The sequence below is a fragment of the Pseudomonas sp. R3-57 genome, assembly GCF_051132065.1.
Lineage (GTDB): Bacteria > Pseudomonadota > Gammaproteobacteria > Pseudomonadales > Pseudomonadaceae > Aquipseudomonas.
Genome location: NZ_CP071655.1, coordinates 3,698,281 through 3,714,726, shown reverse-complemented (window position 1 = coordinate 3,714,726; position 16,446 = coordinate 3,698,281). Strand labels below are relative to the sequence as shown.

Here is a 16,446-nt window from a genome sequence, read left to right as displayed (position 1 = left end):
TCCCCTCTCCCTCTGGGAGAGGGCTAGGGTGAGGGGCTTTGAGGATCAGCCCCCGATTCAGACAGCCACACAATACGGATTCCTCGGATCGTGATTCCAGTCGAGAAACGGCTTGCCCGTGTCCATCGGTACCATCTCGATGCAGTCCGCCACCGGACAGGTGATCTGGCACAGGTTACAGCCGACACACTCGTCGTCGATCACCTCGTATTTATGTGTGCCGTCCGCCTGCTTCAAGCTGCCGATCGCCTGGTGTGAGGTGTCTTCGCAAGCGATATGACACCGCCCGCAACCGATGCACGCCTCCTGATCAATCTTCGCAATCACCTGGTAGTTGATATCGAGGTATTTCCAGTCGGTGGTATTGCCCACCGCGCGCCCGGAAAACTCACTGATGTTGGCGTAACCCTGACTGTCCATCCAGCGCGACAAGCCGTCCTTCATCTCCTCGACAATGCGGAAACCGTGAAGCATCGCCGCCGTGCACACCTGCACCGCGCCACTGCCCAGCGCCATGAATTCTGCGGCATCGCGCCAGCTGCCGATGCCGCCAATGCCGCAGATCGGCAAGCCTTGAGTCTGCGGATCGCGGGCGATTTCGGCGACCATGTTCAGTGCAATCGGTTTGACCGCCGAGCCGCAATAGCCGCCGTGGGTGCTTTTGCTGCCGACGGTGGGCAGGGCGACCATGTGTTCGAGGTCGACGCTGGTGATCGAGTTGATCGTGTTGATCAGCGACACCGCATCGGCGCCACCGCGATGTGCGGCGCGGGCGGCGACGCGGATGTCGGTGATGTTCGGCGTCAGTTTGACGATCACCGGCAGCGAGCAATAGGTCTTGCACCAGCGCGTTACCTGCTCGACGTACTCCGGCACCTGCCCGACCGCGGCGCCCATGCCGCGCTCGGGCATGCCGTGGGGGCAGCCGAAGTTCAGCTCGATGCCATCAGCGCCGGTTGCCTCGACCAGCGGCAAGATGTGTTTCCACGATTCCTCCACGCACGGCACCATCAGCGAGACGATCAGCGCACGGTCGGGCCAGGCCTTTTTCACCTGAGTGATTTCGCGCAGGTTGATTTCCAGCGAGCGGTCGGTGATCAGCTCGATGTTGTTGATGCCGAGCACTTCCCGGTTATTGCCGTAGTGCGCCGAATAACGTGAGGAAACGTTGACCGCCGCCGGGTCTTCGCCGAGGGTTTTCCAGACCACGCCACCCCAACCGGCCTCGAAGGCGCGGACTACGTTGTAGGCCTTGTCGGTAGGCGGCGCGGAGGCCAGCCAGAACGGATTCGGGGCTTTGATGCCGGCGAAGACTATCGAGAGATCGGCCATTTACGCAGCCTCCACGTTGAGCATCAATTGCGCGTTGATCGCCTCGGCGGCGAGTTTGCCGTGCTGCACGGCTTGCACGGTGAGGTCCTGATCGAGGCTGGTGCAGTCGCCGCCGGCATACACGCCGGGGATGCTGGTGCGCAGGTTTTCATCCACTTGAATGCGCTCGCCCTGACGCTTGAGTTCACGCGCCAGCGGGTCGGCGAGGGCGCCGCCGTCGAAGCTCTGGCCGATGGCTTTGAAGATCGCGTCGGCGGCCAGTTCGAAGGTTTCGCCGGTGCTTTGCAGGCGTCCGTCGACCAGATCGGTGCGGGCGAAACGCATGCCGCGCACATGGCCCTGAGCATCGAGCAGCACTTCTTCTGGTTGCGCCCAGGTCAGCAAACGCACCTGATTGGCCTTGGCGATGTCCTGTTCGTGCAGGGTCGCGCCCATGTCAGCGGCGCCACGCCGATACACCAGATTCACATCGCGCGCACCGAGGCGGGCCATTTGCACGGCCATGTCGATTGCGGTGTTGCCGGCACCGAGGACGATGCAGCGCTCGGCCAGCGGCAGTTGCGTGAGGTCATCGGCCTGGCGCAGTTCGCGGATGTAATCGGTGGCGGCGAGCAGGCCGGGCGCATCTTCGTGGGCCAGGCCGAGCTGCTTGCTGGCGTTGAGTCCCAGGCCGAGGAACACCGCGTCGAACTGTTGATGCAGTTCGCTGAGGGTCAGGTTGTCGCCGAGTTTCTGCCCGTGGCGGATTTCGATGCCGCCGATCTGCAGGAGAAAATCCAGTTCCTTCTGCGCGTAATCGTCGACCAGTTTGTATTTGGCGATGCCGTATTCGTTGAGGCCGCCAGCCTTGTCCCGCGCCTCAAAAATCACCACGTCATGCCCGTGCATGGCACTGCGATGCGCACAGGACAAACCGGCCGGCCCGGCACCGACCACGGCGATGCGTTTGCCGCTGGCGGCGGCGCGCTGGAACGGGTGCTCGGTGAAGTGTGCGTTGTCGACCGCGTAGCGTTGCAGCAGGCCGATCAGCACCGGCGCACATTCCTGGGCGTTGTTGCGCACACAGGCTTGCTGGCAAAGAATCTCGGTCGGACAGACCCGCGCGCAACTGCCGCCAAGAATGTTCGCCGAAAGGATTTTCTGCGCCGCGCCAGGCACGTTGTCCTGATGGATATTGCGGATGAACGAGGGAATGTCGATCTCGCTCGGGCACGCATTGACGCACGGCGCGTCGTAGCAATACAGGCAGCGCGAAGCTTCCAGGTGCGCCTGCCTGGCATTGAGCGGCGGCGCCAGATCGGTGAAATGCCCGGCGAGGGCAGCCGCGCTTTCGTGCGGGTGGGGGAGGTGGTTCAGGGAGTCGATCACGGTGGTGTGCCTCACGGTTATTTGAGGTTTTTCTGCCTCTGTCGGGCAGTGGTTTTTGTGGTGCTTGTGATGGCCTCATCGCTGGCAAGCCAGCTCCCACAGGGATCTATGGCGTTCACAAAACCTTGTGGGAGCTGGCTTGCCAGCGATAGGCCGAAGGCCGCTTTCAGCGTTTCACCGCTGTGGGCTTGTGCAATTCAGCGCGCTTGCTCAACAAATCAAACACCGCCGGATACGCCGGCCGTTCGATATAACGCCCGGCGCCGCGTTCGGCGCGCAGGTCGCCGTCGGCCCAGACCAGCCGGCCCTGGCTGACGGTATGGCTGGGCACGCCGCGCACGGTCTTGCCTTCGAAGATGTTGAAGTCCACCTGCTGATGGTGGGTCTTGGCGGAAATCGTCCGCGTGCCGTGCGGGTCCCACAGCACCAGATCGGCATCGGCGCCGACGCGTATCGCGCCTTTGCGCGGATAGAGATTGAAGATCTTCGCGGTGTTGGTGGAGGTGAGGGCGACGAAGTCCTGCATCGACAAACGGCCACTGTTGACGCCTTCATCCCAGAGCACCGCCATGCGATCTTCGATGCCGGCCGTGCCGTTGGGAATCTTGCTGAAGTCATCGCGCCCGGCAGCTTTTTGCTCAGCGCAGAAACAGCAGTGATCGGTGGCGGTGGTGTGCAGGTTGCCGGCCTGCAAGCCATGCCACAGCGCTTCTTGATGCCCGCGCGGGCGGAACGGCGGGCTCATCACGTAACCGGCCGCGGTCTGCCAGTCGGGGTGTTGGTATACGCTGTCATCAAGCAGCAGATGCCCGGCCAGCACTTCGCCGTAAACCGGCTGGCCCTTGCTGCGGGCATAGGTGATTTCGTCGAGGGCTTCCTTGGTCGAGACGTGTACCAGGTATAGCGGCGTACCGAGGGTTTCAGCGATACGAATCGCCCGGCTCGCCGCTTCGCCTTCGACTTGCGACGGCCGCGACAACGGATGCGCTTCTGGCCCGGTGATGCCCTGGGCCATCAGCTTGCGTTGCAGGTGATAGACCAGCTCGCCGTTTTCCGCATGCACGGTCGGCACCGCGCCGAGTTCCAGACAGCGCTCGAAACTCGCCACCAGTGTGTCGTCGGCGGCCATGATTGCGTTCTTGTAGGCCATGAAATGCTTGAAGCTGTTGATCCCGTGGTGGCTGACCAGCTCGGCCATTTCTTCGCGGACCTGCTCGCTCCACCAGGTGATCGCGACGTGGAAGCCGTAGTCGGAAGCGGATTTCTCCGCCCAGCCGCGCCACTGATGAAACGCCTCCATCAATGACTGCTGCGGGTTGGGAATCACGAAGTCGATGATCGACGTGGTGCCGCCCGCCAGACCCGCCGCCGTGCCGCTGTAGAAGTCTTCACTGGCCACGGTGCCCATGAACGGTAGTTGCATGTGCGTGTGCGGATCGATGCCGCCGGGCATCAGGTATTGGCCGCTGCCGTCGAGCACTTCAGCGCCGGCCGGAATATCCAGGTTGGCACCGATGGCTTTGATCACGCCGTCAGCGCAATAGACGTCGGCGCGATAACTTTCATCATGGGTAACAACGGTGGCGCCACGGATCAACAGAGACATTCCGAGTTCCTCGCAGGCATGACCGACTGGTGTCGGTTCTAGATGTTTTATAGGTCTTCAGCACAGCAGGGTTTATTCCTGTCATGGCTGTCAGGAATAGAAACTAGTCGCGATTTTATAAATGGGCAAGAATATTTTTTATAAGCTTAGAATCGTTTTAAGTCGCTGAAAAATAACGATAAAAAACATCATTCACCAAAATGGTGAGGCCGTTCACCATTTTGACGCACTTGACAGGATGGAAATATGAGCAAGATTTCCTATGTGAAATCAGCCGCTTGAAGTTGAGCTGCAGCGGTTCGCTCACAAGAAAAAAAAGTGCAGTGCACCAGATTGAGTCCTGACAGTTCGAGCAACTTGCCAAGCGTTTAGCCTGAGCGCTCAGACAAGTTTCCGCAGGGCACTCGGGTAAATAATTAAAACTGATGAATATCAGAAAGTTGCATAGCGTTTAACGCATTGGCTCGATGCACCAGCGGGGTACCCGGCACGTTTATTGATGCCGCCGCTGACACCATGGCCGGTGCATGAAAGTTGTCAGTTCCTCCGGCCATCGTCCGGCTCGCACCTGCGTGTGCCAGCCGCCTGATGAGCAAAAATAATCAGAAGAACAGTGGAGCGGCCATGCAACAGATCAGATCGCAAGTGAGCGAGCGCGACGGCTTGTTCGAGCTCGAAGCCGGCAGCGATGTCCTCGACAGTCCCCGTTACAACCACGACATGGCGCCGACCAAGGTGCACGAACGCAGCTGGAACAAATGGCACATCACCGCGCTGTGGGTCGGCATGTCGATCTGCGTGCCGACCTATACGCTGGGCGGCGTGCTCACCGCCTATTTCGGCCTGACGGTCGGTGAAGCGCTGCTGGCGATTCTGTTTGCCAACATCATTGTGCTGATTCCGCTGACGCTGAACGCCTTCCCCGGCACCAAGTACGGCATCCCGTTTCCGGTGCTGCTGCGCTCCTCGTTCGGGATTCTCGGCTCCAACGTGCCGTGCCTCATTCGCGCGCTGGTCGCGTGTGGCTGGTTCGGCATCCAGACCATGTTCGGCGGGTTGGCGATTCACCTGTTTCTCGGCTCGGTGTTCGAGGGCTGGAAGTCGCTGGGCGGCACCGGCGAGGTGATCGGTTTCATGGTGTTCTGGGCGCTGAACCTGTGGGTGGTGATTCGCGGCGCTGAGTCGATCAAATGGCTGGAAACCCTGTCTGCGCCGCTGCTGGTGGCGGTCGGTATCGGTCTGCTGGTCTGGGCGATGCCCAATGTGTCGATGAGCGAATTGATGGCGATCCCGGCCAAGCGTCCGGAAGGCGCCAGCGTGGTCGGTTACTTCGCCGCCGGGCTGACGGCGATGGTCGGTTTCTGGGCCACGCTGTCGCTGAACATTCCTGACTTCAGCCGCTATGCCAAAAGTCAGAAAGACCAGATTCTCGGGCAGATCATCGGCCTGCCATTGACCATGTTTCTGTTCGCCGCGCTCGGCGTGGTGATGACCGCTGCGTCGGTGAAACTGGTCGGCGTGACCGTGTCGGATCCGGTCACGCTGATTGGTCACATCCAGAGCCCGGTATGGGTGGCGGTGGCCATGGCGCTGATCATCATTGCGACGCTGTCGACCAACACCGCGGCCAACATCGTCTCGCCCACCAACGACTTTCAGAACATCGCGCCCAAGGTGATCAACCGCACCAAAGCGGTGTTGCTGACCGGTCTGGTAGGCCTGGCGCTGATGGCCCATGAGCTGCTGAAAAAACTCGGTCTGATCGTGTCCGATGTCAGCCTGGAAAGCGTGTATTCCAACTGGCTGCTGGGCTATTCGAGCCTGCTCGGGCCGATCGCCGGGATCATGGTGGTGGACTATTTCCTGATCAAGAAACAGCAACTGGACCTTGCCGGCCTGTACCGCGACGACGTGTATCCGGCCTGGAACGGCGCCGGGTTCATCGCCTTCGGCGTGCCGGTGCTGCTGACTTTGCTGTCGCTGGGCAGCGATGCGTTCAGCTGGTTCTACAGCTACGGCTGGTTCACCGGCTCGGCGCTGGGCGGTTTGATTTATTACGGGTTGTGCGTGTTGCGCGCGCAGCCTTCGGTCGTTAAATCAGCGGTGTAAGTGAGGGCCCCATCGCTGGCAAGCCAGCTCCCACAAGGATTGAGTCGTACACACATTGTGTGTTCAACCACAAAACCTGTGGGAGCTGGCTTGCCAGCGATGGCGGCCTGACAGACACCAAAGAAATTGATCGTTCCCACGCTCTGCGTGGGAATGCAGCCCGGGACGCTCTGCGTTCCTATCGGTATCAACACTGAGGAGATTCCCATGAACGCAGCCGTCGACGTTTTGCAATCGAGCCATCAGCACATCAACCGCGATCGCCTGTGGGCCTCGCTCATGGAGCTGGCCAGACTCGGCGCCACGGTCAAGGGTGGCGTCTGTCGCCTGGCCCTGACCGACCTCGACCGCCAGGCCCGCGACCTGTTCGTGCAATGGTGCAAGGAGGCCGGATGCAGCGTCACGGTGGATGCTGTTGGCAACATTTTCGCTCGCCGTCCGGGCCGTAATCCCGAGCTGCCACCGGTAATGACCGGCAGCCACATCGACACGCAACCCACCGGCGGCAAGTTCGACGGCTGCTTCGGCGTGCTCGCCGGCGTCGAAGTCCTGCGCACCTTGAACGACCTCAACGTGGAGACCGAAGCGCCGCTGGAAGTGGTGGTCTGGACCAACGAAGAAGGCTCGCGCTTTGCCCCGTGCATGATGGGCTCGGGCGTCTTCGCGGAAAAATTCACCCTCGCCGAAACCCTGGCCAAAGTTGACGCCGACGGTGTCACGGTCGGTGAAGCGCTCAACGCCATCGGCTACGCCGGTTCGCGCAAAGTCAGCGGACACCCGGTCGGCGCCTATTTCGAAGCGCACATCGAGCAAGGCCCGATTCTCGAGGACGAAAAGAAAACCATCGGCGTGGTCCTCGGCGCGCTCGGGCAGAAGTGGTTCGACCTCAAGTTGCGCGGTGTCGAAGCCCATGCCGGCCCGACGCCGATGCACCTGCGCAAGGACGCCCTGGTCGGCGCCGCAGTGATCGTCGGCGCCGTCAATCGCGCCGCCCTCGGTCACCAGCCGCACGCCTGTGGCACGGTCGGTTGCCTGCAAGCCTATCCCGGCTCACGCAACGTGATTCCCGGGGAAGTGCGCATGACCCTGGATTTCCGTCATCTCGAGCCGGCGCGCCTGGATTCGATGATCGCTGAAGTGAAGCAAGTCATCGAATCCACTTGCCAGGCTCACGGCCTCACTTATGAACTGACGCCAACTGCCGACTTCCCGCCGCTGTACTTCGAAAAAGGCTGCGTCGAAGCGGTACGTGGCGCGGCACAAGGGCTCGGCCTGTCACACATGGACATCGTCAGCGGCGCCGGCCACGACGCGATCTTCCTCGCCGAACTCGGCCCGGCGGGGATGATCTTCGTCCCGTGCGAAGGCGGCATCAGCCACAACGAAATCGAAAATGCCGCACCGGATGATCTGGCGGCGGGGTGTGCGGTGCTGCTGCGGGCGATGCTGGCGGCATCGGCGATGGTCGCCGCTGGCAAAGCGGCGGCTTGAAAAAGCAAAAAATCAGGCCGTCGATAAAACCAGCAAAGATCGATGGCCTGTGTAGATGATGCCGTGCAATGCAGACTTCGACATCCAATGCTTCTGTCATATTTCCGTCATGAGAGTGTGCGATTTTTCCGCTGCCTGAGACATGAAGTAACAGGTGGTGAGCAGACTAAAGCTCTGCTTTCGCAAAGGAAAATGGATTCTAAGGAAGTGTGATGTCGACGTTTTGTCAGATTATGGATAAGTCTGAGAGTGGCGGGTGCGGGTGCAAGATCCCATCCAGTGTTTTAAGCAAAATCCTGTCGGAAACCTCAGCGGCCAGTACTGTTTCTGATGACAGAGTTGTTCTGGGCTTCGAGTCTTCCGATGATTGCGCCGTTTATGACAATGGCGACAATTACCTGTTGTTCACAACCGACTACTTCTCACCGATCGTTAACGATCCGTACATGTTTGGCCAATTGGCAGCCAGCAACGCGGTGAGCGATATCTTCGCTTCCGGCGGCTATCCGTTGATTGCCAACTCGATCATGGCTTTCGACCCGGAGCAAGTAGCGGTCGAGCAGGTGACCCAGATGATTCTTGGCGCCCAGTCAGTCATGAACAAGTTCAATGTCAGCATCGTTGGCGGCCACACAATCAAGAACAGCCAGCCGCTCTATGGCTTTTCAATCATCGGCCAGGTCGAAAAAAATCGTTTGAAAAAAAACAACACCGCCAAGGCCGGCGACGTGTTGGTGATGACGCGTCCGCTTGGCGTAGGCATCCTTGCCAATGCACTGAAGGTCGGGATTCTCGAGCAAGCGGATATTGCTGCGCGGACGCTGGAGTTGATCACAGGTAACAACGAGTTTGGCCGCACCTTGAGCGCTAGTCCTGAGGTCAGCAGCCTGACCGACATCACCGGTTTCGGCTTGATCGGGCATATCAGCGAGATGGTCGGGCCAGGACAACTGGATGTGCTGTTGGATACCGCTGCGCTGACGTTTTATGACGGTGCCGAATCGCTGGCGGTGGCGGTGACTTCATCTGAGAGCGGCGTTTTCGCCAACATGAAGAAATACGCACAAAACGTGGAATATCTTGGTGAGTTGTCACTGGCGCACAAGTTTCTGCTGCACGATCCGCAAACCAACGGCGGATTGCTGTTCACCGTCAGCGAAGCCTGCCTGGCGCAAAACCGGCAAGCGTGGCAAGCGTTGTCTGCCGACCTGATGGTGATTGGCCGAGTGACACAAGGTACGGGCAAGATCAAGGTTTGCTGAAATGACTGCCATGACGTTCTACCCGGTCATGACCGGTGTGGGAGTGCTGGCCGGATTCATGTCGGGCCTGTTCGGTATCGGTGGCGGCATCATTGTGACGCCTCTGCTGGTGCTGGTTTATCCGATGGTGTCCGGACAGAAGTTACCGATTGAAGTGGTAACGGGGCTGTCTTCCGCACAGGGCTTTTTCTCTTCGCTGGTTTCGTTTGCACTGCACCGCACCCGCTTTCAGCCTGATTGGCGAGTGATTGCAAACTTTGCGGTACCGATGGCCGCTGCCAACTTTTTCGCCTCGGTCCATGCCGAAGCATTCAGTGAAAACTTCATTCTGTTTGTCTTCGGACTGCTGGGGTTGTTATCACTGCTGTTGACGTACCTGTTCCGCCAGCCGGTTGCCCTGTTGTGCAACCATTCGTCATTGTCGTTGCCGTTAACGGGGTTGGCGCTTGGGGTTTTGTGCGGACTGGTCGGGCAGGGGGGCGGATTCATTTATCTGCCGGTGTTGGTCAGCCTGTTCGGCCTGCCCATCAAACAGGCGATTTCGACCTCGGCACTGATCGGCATCATCGGCGCCAGTGGTGCATTGTTTGGCCGGCTAGGCTCGGCGCAAGAGTTTCTCGGTTACACCGGTGAACTGGTGATCGGGATTATTGTGGGCGGCTTTTTGGGCGCAGCCTTATCTCACCGACTGGATGCAAGGCATTTGAAACGTGCCTTGAATGCCTTCGTTCTGCTCTGTTCGATTCAGCTCATGGCGCGCTTGATCGTCTGAACAACCACGACTGCCCGACTTTCTCGGGCAGCATCCTCACGACATAAAACAGAAAACTGGAAGTTTGATATGGATACGGATATGTCTGTGGACGCAATTTATGCCGATGTTTGTGGTTCGGCACCGGTCTCGACGAGCGTGAGCAAGATGCTCCAGGCTCTGTTCTCGACCCGCCAGTGCGCGAACCCCAATGCCAACCATGCCCTCGGTGTGCAATTGCTGGAACGGGTGGAGCGGGCGCGCGGCAGCGTTGCTCGATTGTTGAATGTCGATACGCAATGCCTGATTTTCAATAGCGGCTCCAGCGAAGGCTGCGCGCAGGTTTTTCATGATTTTTTCGAGCGCTACAAGCACGATCGTCCGGTGGTGCTCTACTCGGCCATTGAACACGCTTGTACGCTGCAGAACATCAAGCGTTACGGCCTGGAAGGGCTGCATGCTGTCGCGGTAGGGCATGACACAAGCGGTTTGCTCGACCTTGAACAGTTGCAGCACTTGTTGATCGCACATAACGGTCGACCGACGCTGGTCTGCGTCATGGCCGTGCATAACGAGACCGGGGTGATTCAACCGCTCGAAGTCATAGCCGGTATGGTCAAGGCGCAGGGCGGAACGCTGTTTTCCGATATGACCCAAGCCATTGGTAAAATCCCGGTGGATCTACAAGCATCCGGCGTCGACTTCGCCATTGCCTCGGGACACAAGTTCGGTGCCCTGCCTGGGGCTGGGTTTCTGTATGCGCGCAATCGTTACGACTTGTCGCCCTTGATTGCAGGCGGTGGCCAAGAGGGCGGACTGCGCGGGGGCACTCAGAATTACCCGGGTATTCTCTCAATCGAAACGGCGTTGCAGGAAAAATACCTCAACTATTCGGATGGAAATGGCCAGGTTCAACACGCGAGGGAGTGGTTTGAAGGCGAGCTGCAGAACCTGCTCGGTGAGGTTGTCGTGATCGGACAGCGAGCGCCACGTGTGCCATGCGTCAGCTTCGTCGCACTACCGGGGGTGAACACCAGAAAACTGCAATGGTTACTCAACAACCAAGCGATCTACGTTACGGGGGGATCAGCCTGTTCGGACAAGAAAAACAACCTGTCCAATACCGTCACGCAATTGGGCTACCCTGAGCTGATCGCCGCGAGCACGATGCGGATTTCCATTGCAGAAGAACAGTGTCAGGTCACCTACGAGAGAATTCTGGCCGGCATCGCTCAGGCTTTGAATTTGCCGCTGAACGCATCGCCAGCACGGTTTGAGGAGCACGCCTTGTGAGAGTGGTGACGTCCGGTTCGGCCTACCTGGACATTGATGCATACGCCTGCTGCATTGCCTACGCCGAACTGCTGAACTGCCTGGGCGTGGCGGCCCGAGCGGTCAGCAGTGCGCCGCTCAATGCCAGCATTCCCCTGCGTCTGAAGATCAATGGTGATTCGCTCGACGATTACCTGCCCAAAGCAACGGATGAATTCGTCCTGGTGGATGTTTCGGACTATCACCATTTCGACCCGTTAGTGGTGCTTGATCAGGTTGTGGAGGTCATCGATCATCATCCCGGTTACGAACGTTACTGGGAGCGGAGACTCGGCTCTGCGGCCGATATCCGTCCCATCGGTGCTTGCGCCACACAGGTATTTCAGCGTTGGGAAAGCACCGATTTGTTGCCGAAGATCAGTCAGCAAAGCGCTGCGCTATTGGCCACGGCGATACTGGACAATACCCTGAATTTCACGGGACAAATGACCAACGCGCGGGATGTTCAGGCGTATGCGGTCCTCGCGCGGCTGGCGAATTTATCGGCGGGCTGGCCGGAACAGTATTTCATCGAGTGCCAGGCTGTCGTTGAATCTGACCTTGGCGCCGCATTGGCTGCTGATTTGAAACAGATGAAGCCTGAAACACAGCTGCCGCAGGCATTCGCGCAAATGACTGTGTGGGATGCCGACACGTTGTTGCAAAAACATCGTTCAGCGATCCACCGCTGGATGGCAGAACAGTGCGATGACTGGTTGCTGAACCTCATCAGCATCCGCGACCGAAAAAGCTGTTTGCTGGCCGAGTCACTGGTCAGCCAGCACAAACTGAGTAGTTTATTGTCGCTCCACTGGCACACTGGAATGGCTGTTCTGGAGCCGTCCATGCTGCGCAAGGAGCTGTTGAAACTGGGTCTTTCGGTCTCTTCATAAACGTGCCATTCAGCATTGAGGCGCAGCCAGTTACCAGCAGGCTGCCGTCTAGCGAAGAAACTCCGGGCGGAGCATCCCTCAAGGCGCACCAAACATCATCGTCCAGTACACCCCTTCAGCGCTGCGCGCTTCGCTGGCGAAGCCGGCGCCGACCTGGGTGTACATCGGGTTCATCAGGTTGGCGCAATGGCCCGGGCTGGCCAGCCAGCTGGCCATCGCCTTGCCCGGTGAACTCTGGCCTGCGGCGATGTTTTCGCCGATTTGCCGCCCGCGATAACCGGCGGCGCGCGCACGGTCGGCGGGTTGGTCGCCGTCCGGGTCGCGGTGGGCGAAATAGTTGCCGTAGGCCATGGCTTTGCTGTGGCCCTGCGCGGCGGCACCCAATGCCGCGTTCCAGCTCAACGGCCGTGCGGCGGCGAAGCGCTGGCGGCCGCACATCCGTGGACGGGCGCGGGCGGCGTTGACTTCAGCAAGCAATGCCTTGCCGACGCTGCGGTTGTCACCGACGCGGCTGTCGAGCACCGGTCGCGCCAGCACCACTTGCCATTGATTGCGCGAGCGGCTGACGCCGATGTCGGCATATGTCGCATCGAGCAGTGCGGCGCAGTGTTCGTCGAGCAACTGGTCGAAGGCCTCTTCGGCGTCCTCGGCACCGACCACGCGAATACTGCGCACCGCCGTGGCGGCGTAGCCCGAGGATTTCAGCGCCTCGCGCATGCCGCCGGCGTAGCCATAGCCGATCGGCAGGGCCAGGTTCGCGTTCAGCCGCAACGGTGCCAGACGCTGCGCCGGGCGCCGCTCGCAGCGTTGCGGATGGGCGCGATAGTCATTGATCGCGGCCACCAGTTGCCGTTCCGCGCCGGCATGGGCGGTTTCGACAAACAGCGCAGAAAGGATCAGCAGGCACAGCGAAACGAAGCGAGACGAACGAACGGCGTGGCGCATGGGGCGGGCGGCTCTGAAGGAGGACAGCGCTTAGGTTGAGTGAACCGCGGAATGCGGCGCGGGTAGGACTGGTGATTCGGGACTTGGTTCAAGCGATGGGTGGCGGTTTTTTTGGCGGGGCGACAAAGGGCTTGATCAAACAAGATGCAATGTTGCGCTGGATGACGCCATCGCGAGCAGGCTCACTCCTACATTTGAAATGCAATTCCCCTGTAGGAGTGAGCCTGCTCGCGAAGAGGCCCTTGAGAACGACTCGACTATCACCGATTCAACACTTCCTCCATCCACTGCAAATACTCGTCCCGCGCGGAAATCGAGTTATGCCCCGACTCCGGCACCACTCGAAGCGCCGCCACGCCCGCAGGGAAATTTTCAAGCAGGCGCTGGGTGCTGGCGCGCGGAATCACCTCATCATCACTGGCCGCGAGCAGCAACGTCGGCACGCGGAGATGCGCGGCATATTTGCCCGACTCGAAGCGATCCTTGAGCAACCACTTCACCGGCACCCACGGGTACTGGCGCACGGCGATTTCTTCGAGGCTGTTGTAAGGCGTCACCAGAACCAACTGCTGCACCGGCCGCTGACTGGCGAGGCGCACAGCGACACCCGAACCGAGACTGCGTCCGATTACCGCGATCTGCGGATGACTGGCGTAAACCTGATCGAACAGCGCCAGCGCATCCTCAGCAATCGCCGCTTCTGACGGCGAGCCGTCGCTGTCACCGAAGCCACGGTAATCAAGCAGGTACAACGCATAGTCAGGAAAAGCGTCGGCAAACTCCGGCAGATTGCGCGAGACGTCCTCGGCATTGCCGCCGAAATACAGCAGCGCCCGCGGGCCGTTATGGGCGCGGGTGAGCACCGAAACCTTTGCGTCGGGCATCGACAAGGTCATCCGCGAGTCAGCGCTGGCGACGGCATTGGGCTGCGGGAAGTAGATCAGCGAGCGCTGAAACACGAACAGCGCCGCGCACAACACCAGGTACACAGCGACGAGCAATGCGACGAGTGACATCAAGATTCGGGACATTCGGCTATTTTTAACCGTGAGTGAAGGTGGGCCGTCGCAGTGTAGTCGAGCACGGCACCTGGCCGCTCGCCACACAACCGGCAACAGATCCATGCAGCAGGGGAGCCAGCATGAGCCACACTGAGGGGTATTCCCGACGCCGCCTGCTCACGCTGGCGGCCGGGGTTTCGGCGGTCTTCAGCCTTGATCGGGCCTTGGCCAGCCGCACGACATCCGCGACGACCGGAGGCCAGACCATGCAGACCCGCGCCATCCCATCCAGCTCCGAGGCGTTGCCGATCGTCGGCCTGGGCACCTATCGCGGTTTCGACGTAGCTCCCGGCGATCCGCTTTACCGGCAGTTGCCGGCGGTACTCGATGAGTTGTTCGGCAAGGGCGGCACGTTGATCGACAGCTCACCGATGTATGGCCGCGCCGAACAGACCACCGGTGAACTGCTGTCGATCCACCAGCCACGTTCGCCGGCATTTCTGGCCACCAAAGTCTGGACGCGTGGGCGCGAGGAAGGCATCGCGCAAATGGAGCAGTCATTCAGCCTGTTGCAAACCGAGCGCATCGACCTGATGCAGATCCACAACCTGCTCGACTGGCAAACCCACCTGCCGACGATGCGTGTATGGAAGGAGCAGGGGCGCATCCGCTACATCGGCATCACCCACTACACGCCCTCGGCTTACGACGAAGTTGAAGCGGTGCTCAAGACCGAGCCAGTGGATTTCCTGCAAATCAATTACGCCCTCGATGATCGCGGCGTCGAGAAACGGATCCTGCCGCTGTGCCGCGAACGTGGAGTCGCGGTGATCTGCAATCGGCCATTCGGTGGCGGTGACTTGCTCGCGCGGCTCAAAGGCAAGCCGCTGCCGGGCTGGGTTTCCGATGTGCAGGTCAATAGCTGGCCGCAACTGGCGCTGAAGTTTCTGCTGTCGCACTCTGCGGTGACGTGCGTAATTCCGGGCACCAGCAATCCGCGCTACATGGCGGACAACGTCAAGGCCGGGTTCGGGCCGATGCTCACCGATGCACAGCGGCATCAATTGGTAGCGCTGTTGGGGTAGCCGCATTGGCGGGTTATTGCAAAAGCGTCTAAAGGACTGTCAGGTCTGACAGTGGGAAGGGCTGTCGATGTAATCAATCATGGTGGCCTTGGGTTCCGACAAGGAAGAGCTGTCATGAACAACGCCCGCCAGACGTTGACCGGCAGTCTAGTGGGCTGTCTGTTGGCAATGTCCCTGAACGCTTCGGCAGAGATGATGCAGTACATCTGTCTCGGACCGGAGCGTGGGCAGCAAGCAACCGTGATTGCTGCTTCCGAGGCGCAAGCCGTCAGGCTGGCGCGAATTTACTGGCGAAGCGTCGGTTGTTATGAAAATCCAGCACTCAACCACGATAGCGCAGCGCCTCCAGCAACAACGCAAACGCCGGCGCTGCCTGGCGTCGGCTCGGGTAGTACAGGTGATAACCGGCGAAGCTCGGGCACCAATCGGTCAGGACCCGCTGCAAACGACCGTCGGCCAGGTACGGTGCGACGACGTTTTCCGGTATGTAGCTCAGGCCGAAGCCGTCGAGTGCGGCATTCAGTAGTGGGTAGACGCCATTCAAGGTGATTTGCCCGGATACCCGCACTTTCAGGCTCTCGCCGTCCTTTTCGAATTCCCACGCGTACAACCCGCCGTTGGTTGGCAGGCGCAGGTTGTTGCAGGCGTGGTCGGTCAGGTCGCGTGGGGTTTGCGGCGCGCTGCGATGGGCGAAATAGGCAGGTGAACCGACCACCGCCATGCGCATGTCCGGGCCGATGCGGGTGGCGATCATGCCTTGTGCGACGTCTTCGCCCAGACGCACGCCGGCGTCGAAGCCTTGGCCGGCGATGTCGACGAAGCCGTAATCGCAGCACACTTCAACGGCGATGTCCGGGTAGCGCAAGAGGAAGTCCTGCAGCACCGGGCGCAGGATCCAGTCCAGCGAATGGTCGGTGGCGCTGAGGCGAATCTTGCCGGCCGGGGTGTCGCGCAGAGTGCTCAGCGCTGCCAGCTCCACTTCGATTTCTTCGAAGCGCGGGCCGATGGTTCGCAACAGGTGCTCGCCGGCCTCGGTGGGCGAAACGCTCCGGGTGGTGCGGGTCAACAGGCGCAGGCCGAGGCGCGCTTCGAGGCCGCGAATGGTATGGCTCAGCGCCGACTGCGAAACGCCGAGCTTCGCTGCCGCCTTGGTGAAACTGCGCTCCCGGGCCACCGCGAGAAAGGCGAGCAGATCAATGGCATTTTCTCGAAGCATTGATGAGCCTTCTGCATAAGTTTTTTCGCATTCTAGGCGATTATTCGCAGAGTGGGGCTGGGTACAGTGGTGGCAT

The 16,446-nt window shown here is 60.1% G+C and carries 13 protein-coding genes; 7 read left to right on the top strand and 6 right to left on the bottom strand.

Translation table 11 applies throughout. The annotated features are described in order from the left end of the window. Positions 1-57 precede the first annotated feature (57 nt). The 3 genes from preA to hydA all read right to left on the bottom strand — a co-directional run bounded on the left by preA (position 58) and on the right by hydA (position 4,306). Positions 58-1,332, bottom strand: a complete 1,275-nt coding sequence (preA, locus tag J3P93_RS16570; RefSeq protein WP_434589693.1) for an NAD-dependent dihydropyrimidine dehydrogenase subunit PreA — start codon at positions 1,330-1,332, stop codon at positions 58-60. Then, positions 1,333-2,700 carry an NAD(P)-dependent oxidoreductase gene (locus J3P93_RS16565; protein ID WP_434589691.1) on the bottom strand — a complete coding sequence of 456 codons (1,368 nt, stop codon included), beginning with the start codon at positions 2,698-2,700 and terminating at the stop codon, positions 1,333-1,335. It abuts the gene before it with no gap. 166 nt (positions 2,701-2,866) lie between these two features. Further along, on the bottom strand, positions 2,867-4,306 hold the full coding sequence (gene hydA / locus J3P93_RS16560) for a dihydropyrimidinase (protein ID WP_434589688.1): 1,440 nt from the start codon (positions 4,304-4,306) through the stop codon (positions 2,867-2,869). A 624-nt stretch (positions 4,307-4,930) separates the two neighbouring features. On the opposite strand from hydA, the gene J3P93_RS16555 reads away from it, so the two are divergent. The 6 genes from J3P93_RS16555 to J3P93_RS16530 all read left to right on the top strand — a co-directional run bounded on the left by J3P93_RS16555 (position 4,931) and on the right by J3P93_RS16530 (position 12,123). Then, positions 4,931-6,415: an NCS1 family nucleobase:cation symporter-1 gene (locus J3P93_RS16555; protein ID WP_434589686.1), complete on the top strand. Its 1,485-nt coding sequence runs from the start codon at positions 4,931-4,933 to the stop codon at positions 6,413-6,415. 207 nt (positions 6,416-6,622) lie between these two features. Continuing rightward, positions 6,623-7,906 carry a Zn-dependent hydrolase gene (locus tag J3P93_RS16550; protein WP_434589683.1) on the top strand — a complete coding sequence of 428 codons (1,284 nt, stop codon included), beginning with the start codon at positions 6,623-6,625 and terminating at the stop codon, positions 7,904-7,906. Between the two features lie 212 nt (positions 7,907-8,118). Continuing rightward, positions 8,119-9,168, top strand: a complete 1,050-nt coding sequence (gene selD, locus J3P93_RS16545; RefSeq protein WP_434598410.1) for a selenide, water dikinase SelD — start codon at positions 8,119-8,121, stop codon at positions 9,166-9,168. A 10-nt stretch (positions 9,169-9,178) separates the two neighbouring features. Then, positions 9,179-9,940 carry a sulfite exporter TauE/SafE family protein gene (locus J3P93_RS16540; RefSeq protein WP_434589680.1) on the top strand — a complete coding sequence of 254 codons (762 nt, stop codon included), beginning with the start codon at positions 9,179-9,181 and terminating at the stop codon, positions 9,938-9,940. A gap of 69 nt (positions 9,941-10,009) precedes the next feature. Continuing rightward, positions 10,010-11,212 carry a cysteine desulfurase family protein gene (locus J3P93_RS16535; protein ID WP_434589678.1) on the top strand — a complete coding sequence of 401 codons (1,203 nt, stop codon included), beginning with the start codon at positions 10,010-10,012 and terminating at the stop codon, positions 11,210-11,212. Then, on the top strand, positions 11,209-12,123 hold the full coding sequence (locus tag J3P93_RS16530; RefSeq protein ID WP_434589675.1) for a DHH family phosphoesterase: 915 nt from the start codon (positions 11,209-11,211) through the stop codon (positions 12,121-12,123). The genes J3P93_RS16535 and J3P93_RS16530 overlap by 4 nt, the downstream gene beginning before the upstream one ends. A gap of 78 nt (positions 12,124-12,201) precedes the next feature. Here the strand turns inward: J3P93_RS16530 and J3P93_RS16525 are convergent, their stop codons facing one another. Both J3P93_RS16525 and J3P93_RS16520 read right to left on the bottom strand, forming a co-directional pair. After that, positions 12,202-13,068, bottom strand: a complete 867-nt coding sequence (locus J3P93_RS16525) for a CAP domain-containing protein (protein WP_434589672.1) — start codon at positions 13,066-13,068, stop codon at positions 12,202-12,204. Positions 13,069-13,328: 260 nt separating this feature from the next. Beyond that, complete coding sequence (locus J3P93_RS16520) at positions 13,329-14,099, bottom strand: alpha/beta hydrolase (RefSeq protein ID WP_434589670.1); 771 nt, start codon at positions 14,097-14,099, stop codon at positions 13,329-13,331. A 110-nt stretch (positions 14,100-14,209) separates the two neighbouring features. Here J3P93_RS16520 and J3P93_RS16515 point away from each other — a divergent pair, with 110 nt between their 5' ends. Then, positions 14,210-15,154 carry an aldo/keto reductase gene (locus J3P93_RS16515; protein ID WP_434589668.1) on the top strand — a complete coding sequence of 315 codons (945 nt, stop codon included), beginning with the start codon at positions 14,210-14,212 and terminating at the stop codon, positions 15,152-15,154. A 322-nt stretch (positions 15,155-15,476) separates the two neighbouring features. On the opposite strand, the gene J3P93_RS16510 is transcribed toward J3P93_RS16515, so the two are convergent. Continuing rightward, positions 15,477-16,370 (bottom strand): LysR family transcriptional regulator, encoded by an 894-nt coding sequence (locus tag J3P93_RS16510; RefSeq protein ID WP_434589666.1) that lies wholly within the window; start codon positions 16,368-16,370, stop codon positions 15,477-15,479. Positions 16,371-16,446 lie beyond the last annotated feature (76 nt).

Bases quoted from the DNA above. Each gene is read 5' to 3' on its own strand.
- J3P93_RS16510 (WP_434589666.1), bottom strand. From the start codon at position 16,370: ATGCTTCGAGAAAATGCCATTGATCTGCTCGCCTTTCTCGCGGTGGCC.
- J3P93_RS16515 (WP_434589668.1), top strand. From the start codon at position 14,210: ATGAGCCACACTGAGGGGTATTCCCGACGCCGCCTGCTCACGCTGGCG.
- J3P93_RS16535 (WP_434589678.1), top strand. From the start codon at position 10,010: ATGGATACGGATATGTCTGTGGACGCAATTTATGCCGATGTTTGTGGT.
- J3P93_RS16520 (WP_434589670.1), bottom strand. From the start codon at position 14,099: ATGTCCCGAATCTTGATGTCACTCGTCGCATTGCTCGTCGCTGTGTAC.
- hydA (WP_434589688.1), bottom strand. From the start codon at position 4,306: ATGTCTCTGTTGATCCGTGGCGCCACCGTTGTTACCCATGATGAAAGT.
- J3P93_RS16540 (WP_434589680.1), top strand. From the start codon at position 9,179: ATGACGTTCTACCCGGTCATGACCGGTGTGGGAGTGCTGGCCGGATTC.
- J3P93_RS16550 (WP_434589683.1), top strand. From the start codon at position 6,623: ATGAACGCAGCCGTCGACGTTTTGCAATCGAGCCATCAGCACATCAAC.
- selD (WP_434598410.1), top strand. From the start codon at position 8,119: ATGTCGACGTTTTGTCAGATTATGGATAAGTCTGAGAGTGGCGGGTGC.
- J3P93_RS16525 (WP_434589672.1), bottom strand. From the start codon at position 13,068: ATGCGCCACGCCGTTCGTTCGTCTCGCTTCGTTTCGCTGTGCCTGCTG.
- preA (WP_434589693.1), bottom strand. From the start codon at position 1,332: ATGGCCGATCTCTCGATAGTCTTCGCCGGCATCAAAGCCCCGAATCCG.
- J3P93_RS16555 (WP_434589686.1), top strand. From the start codon at position 4,931: ATGCAACAGATCAGATCGCAAGTGAGCGAGCGCGACGGCTTGTTCGAG.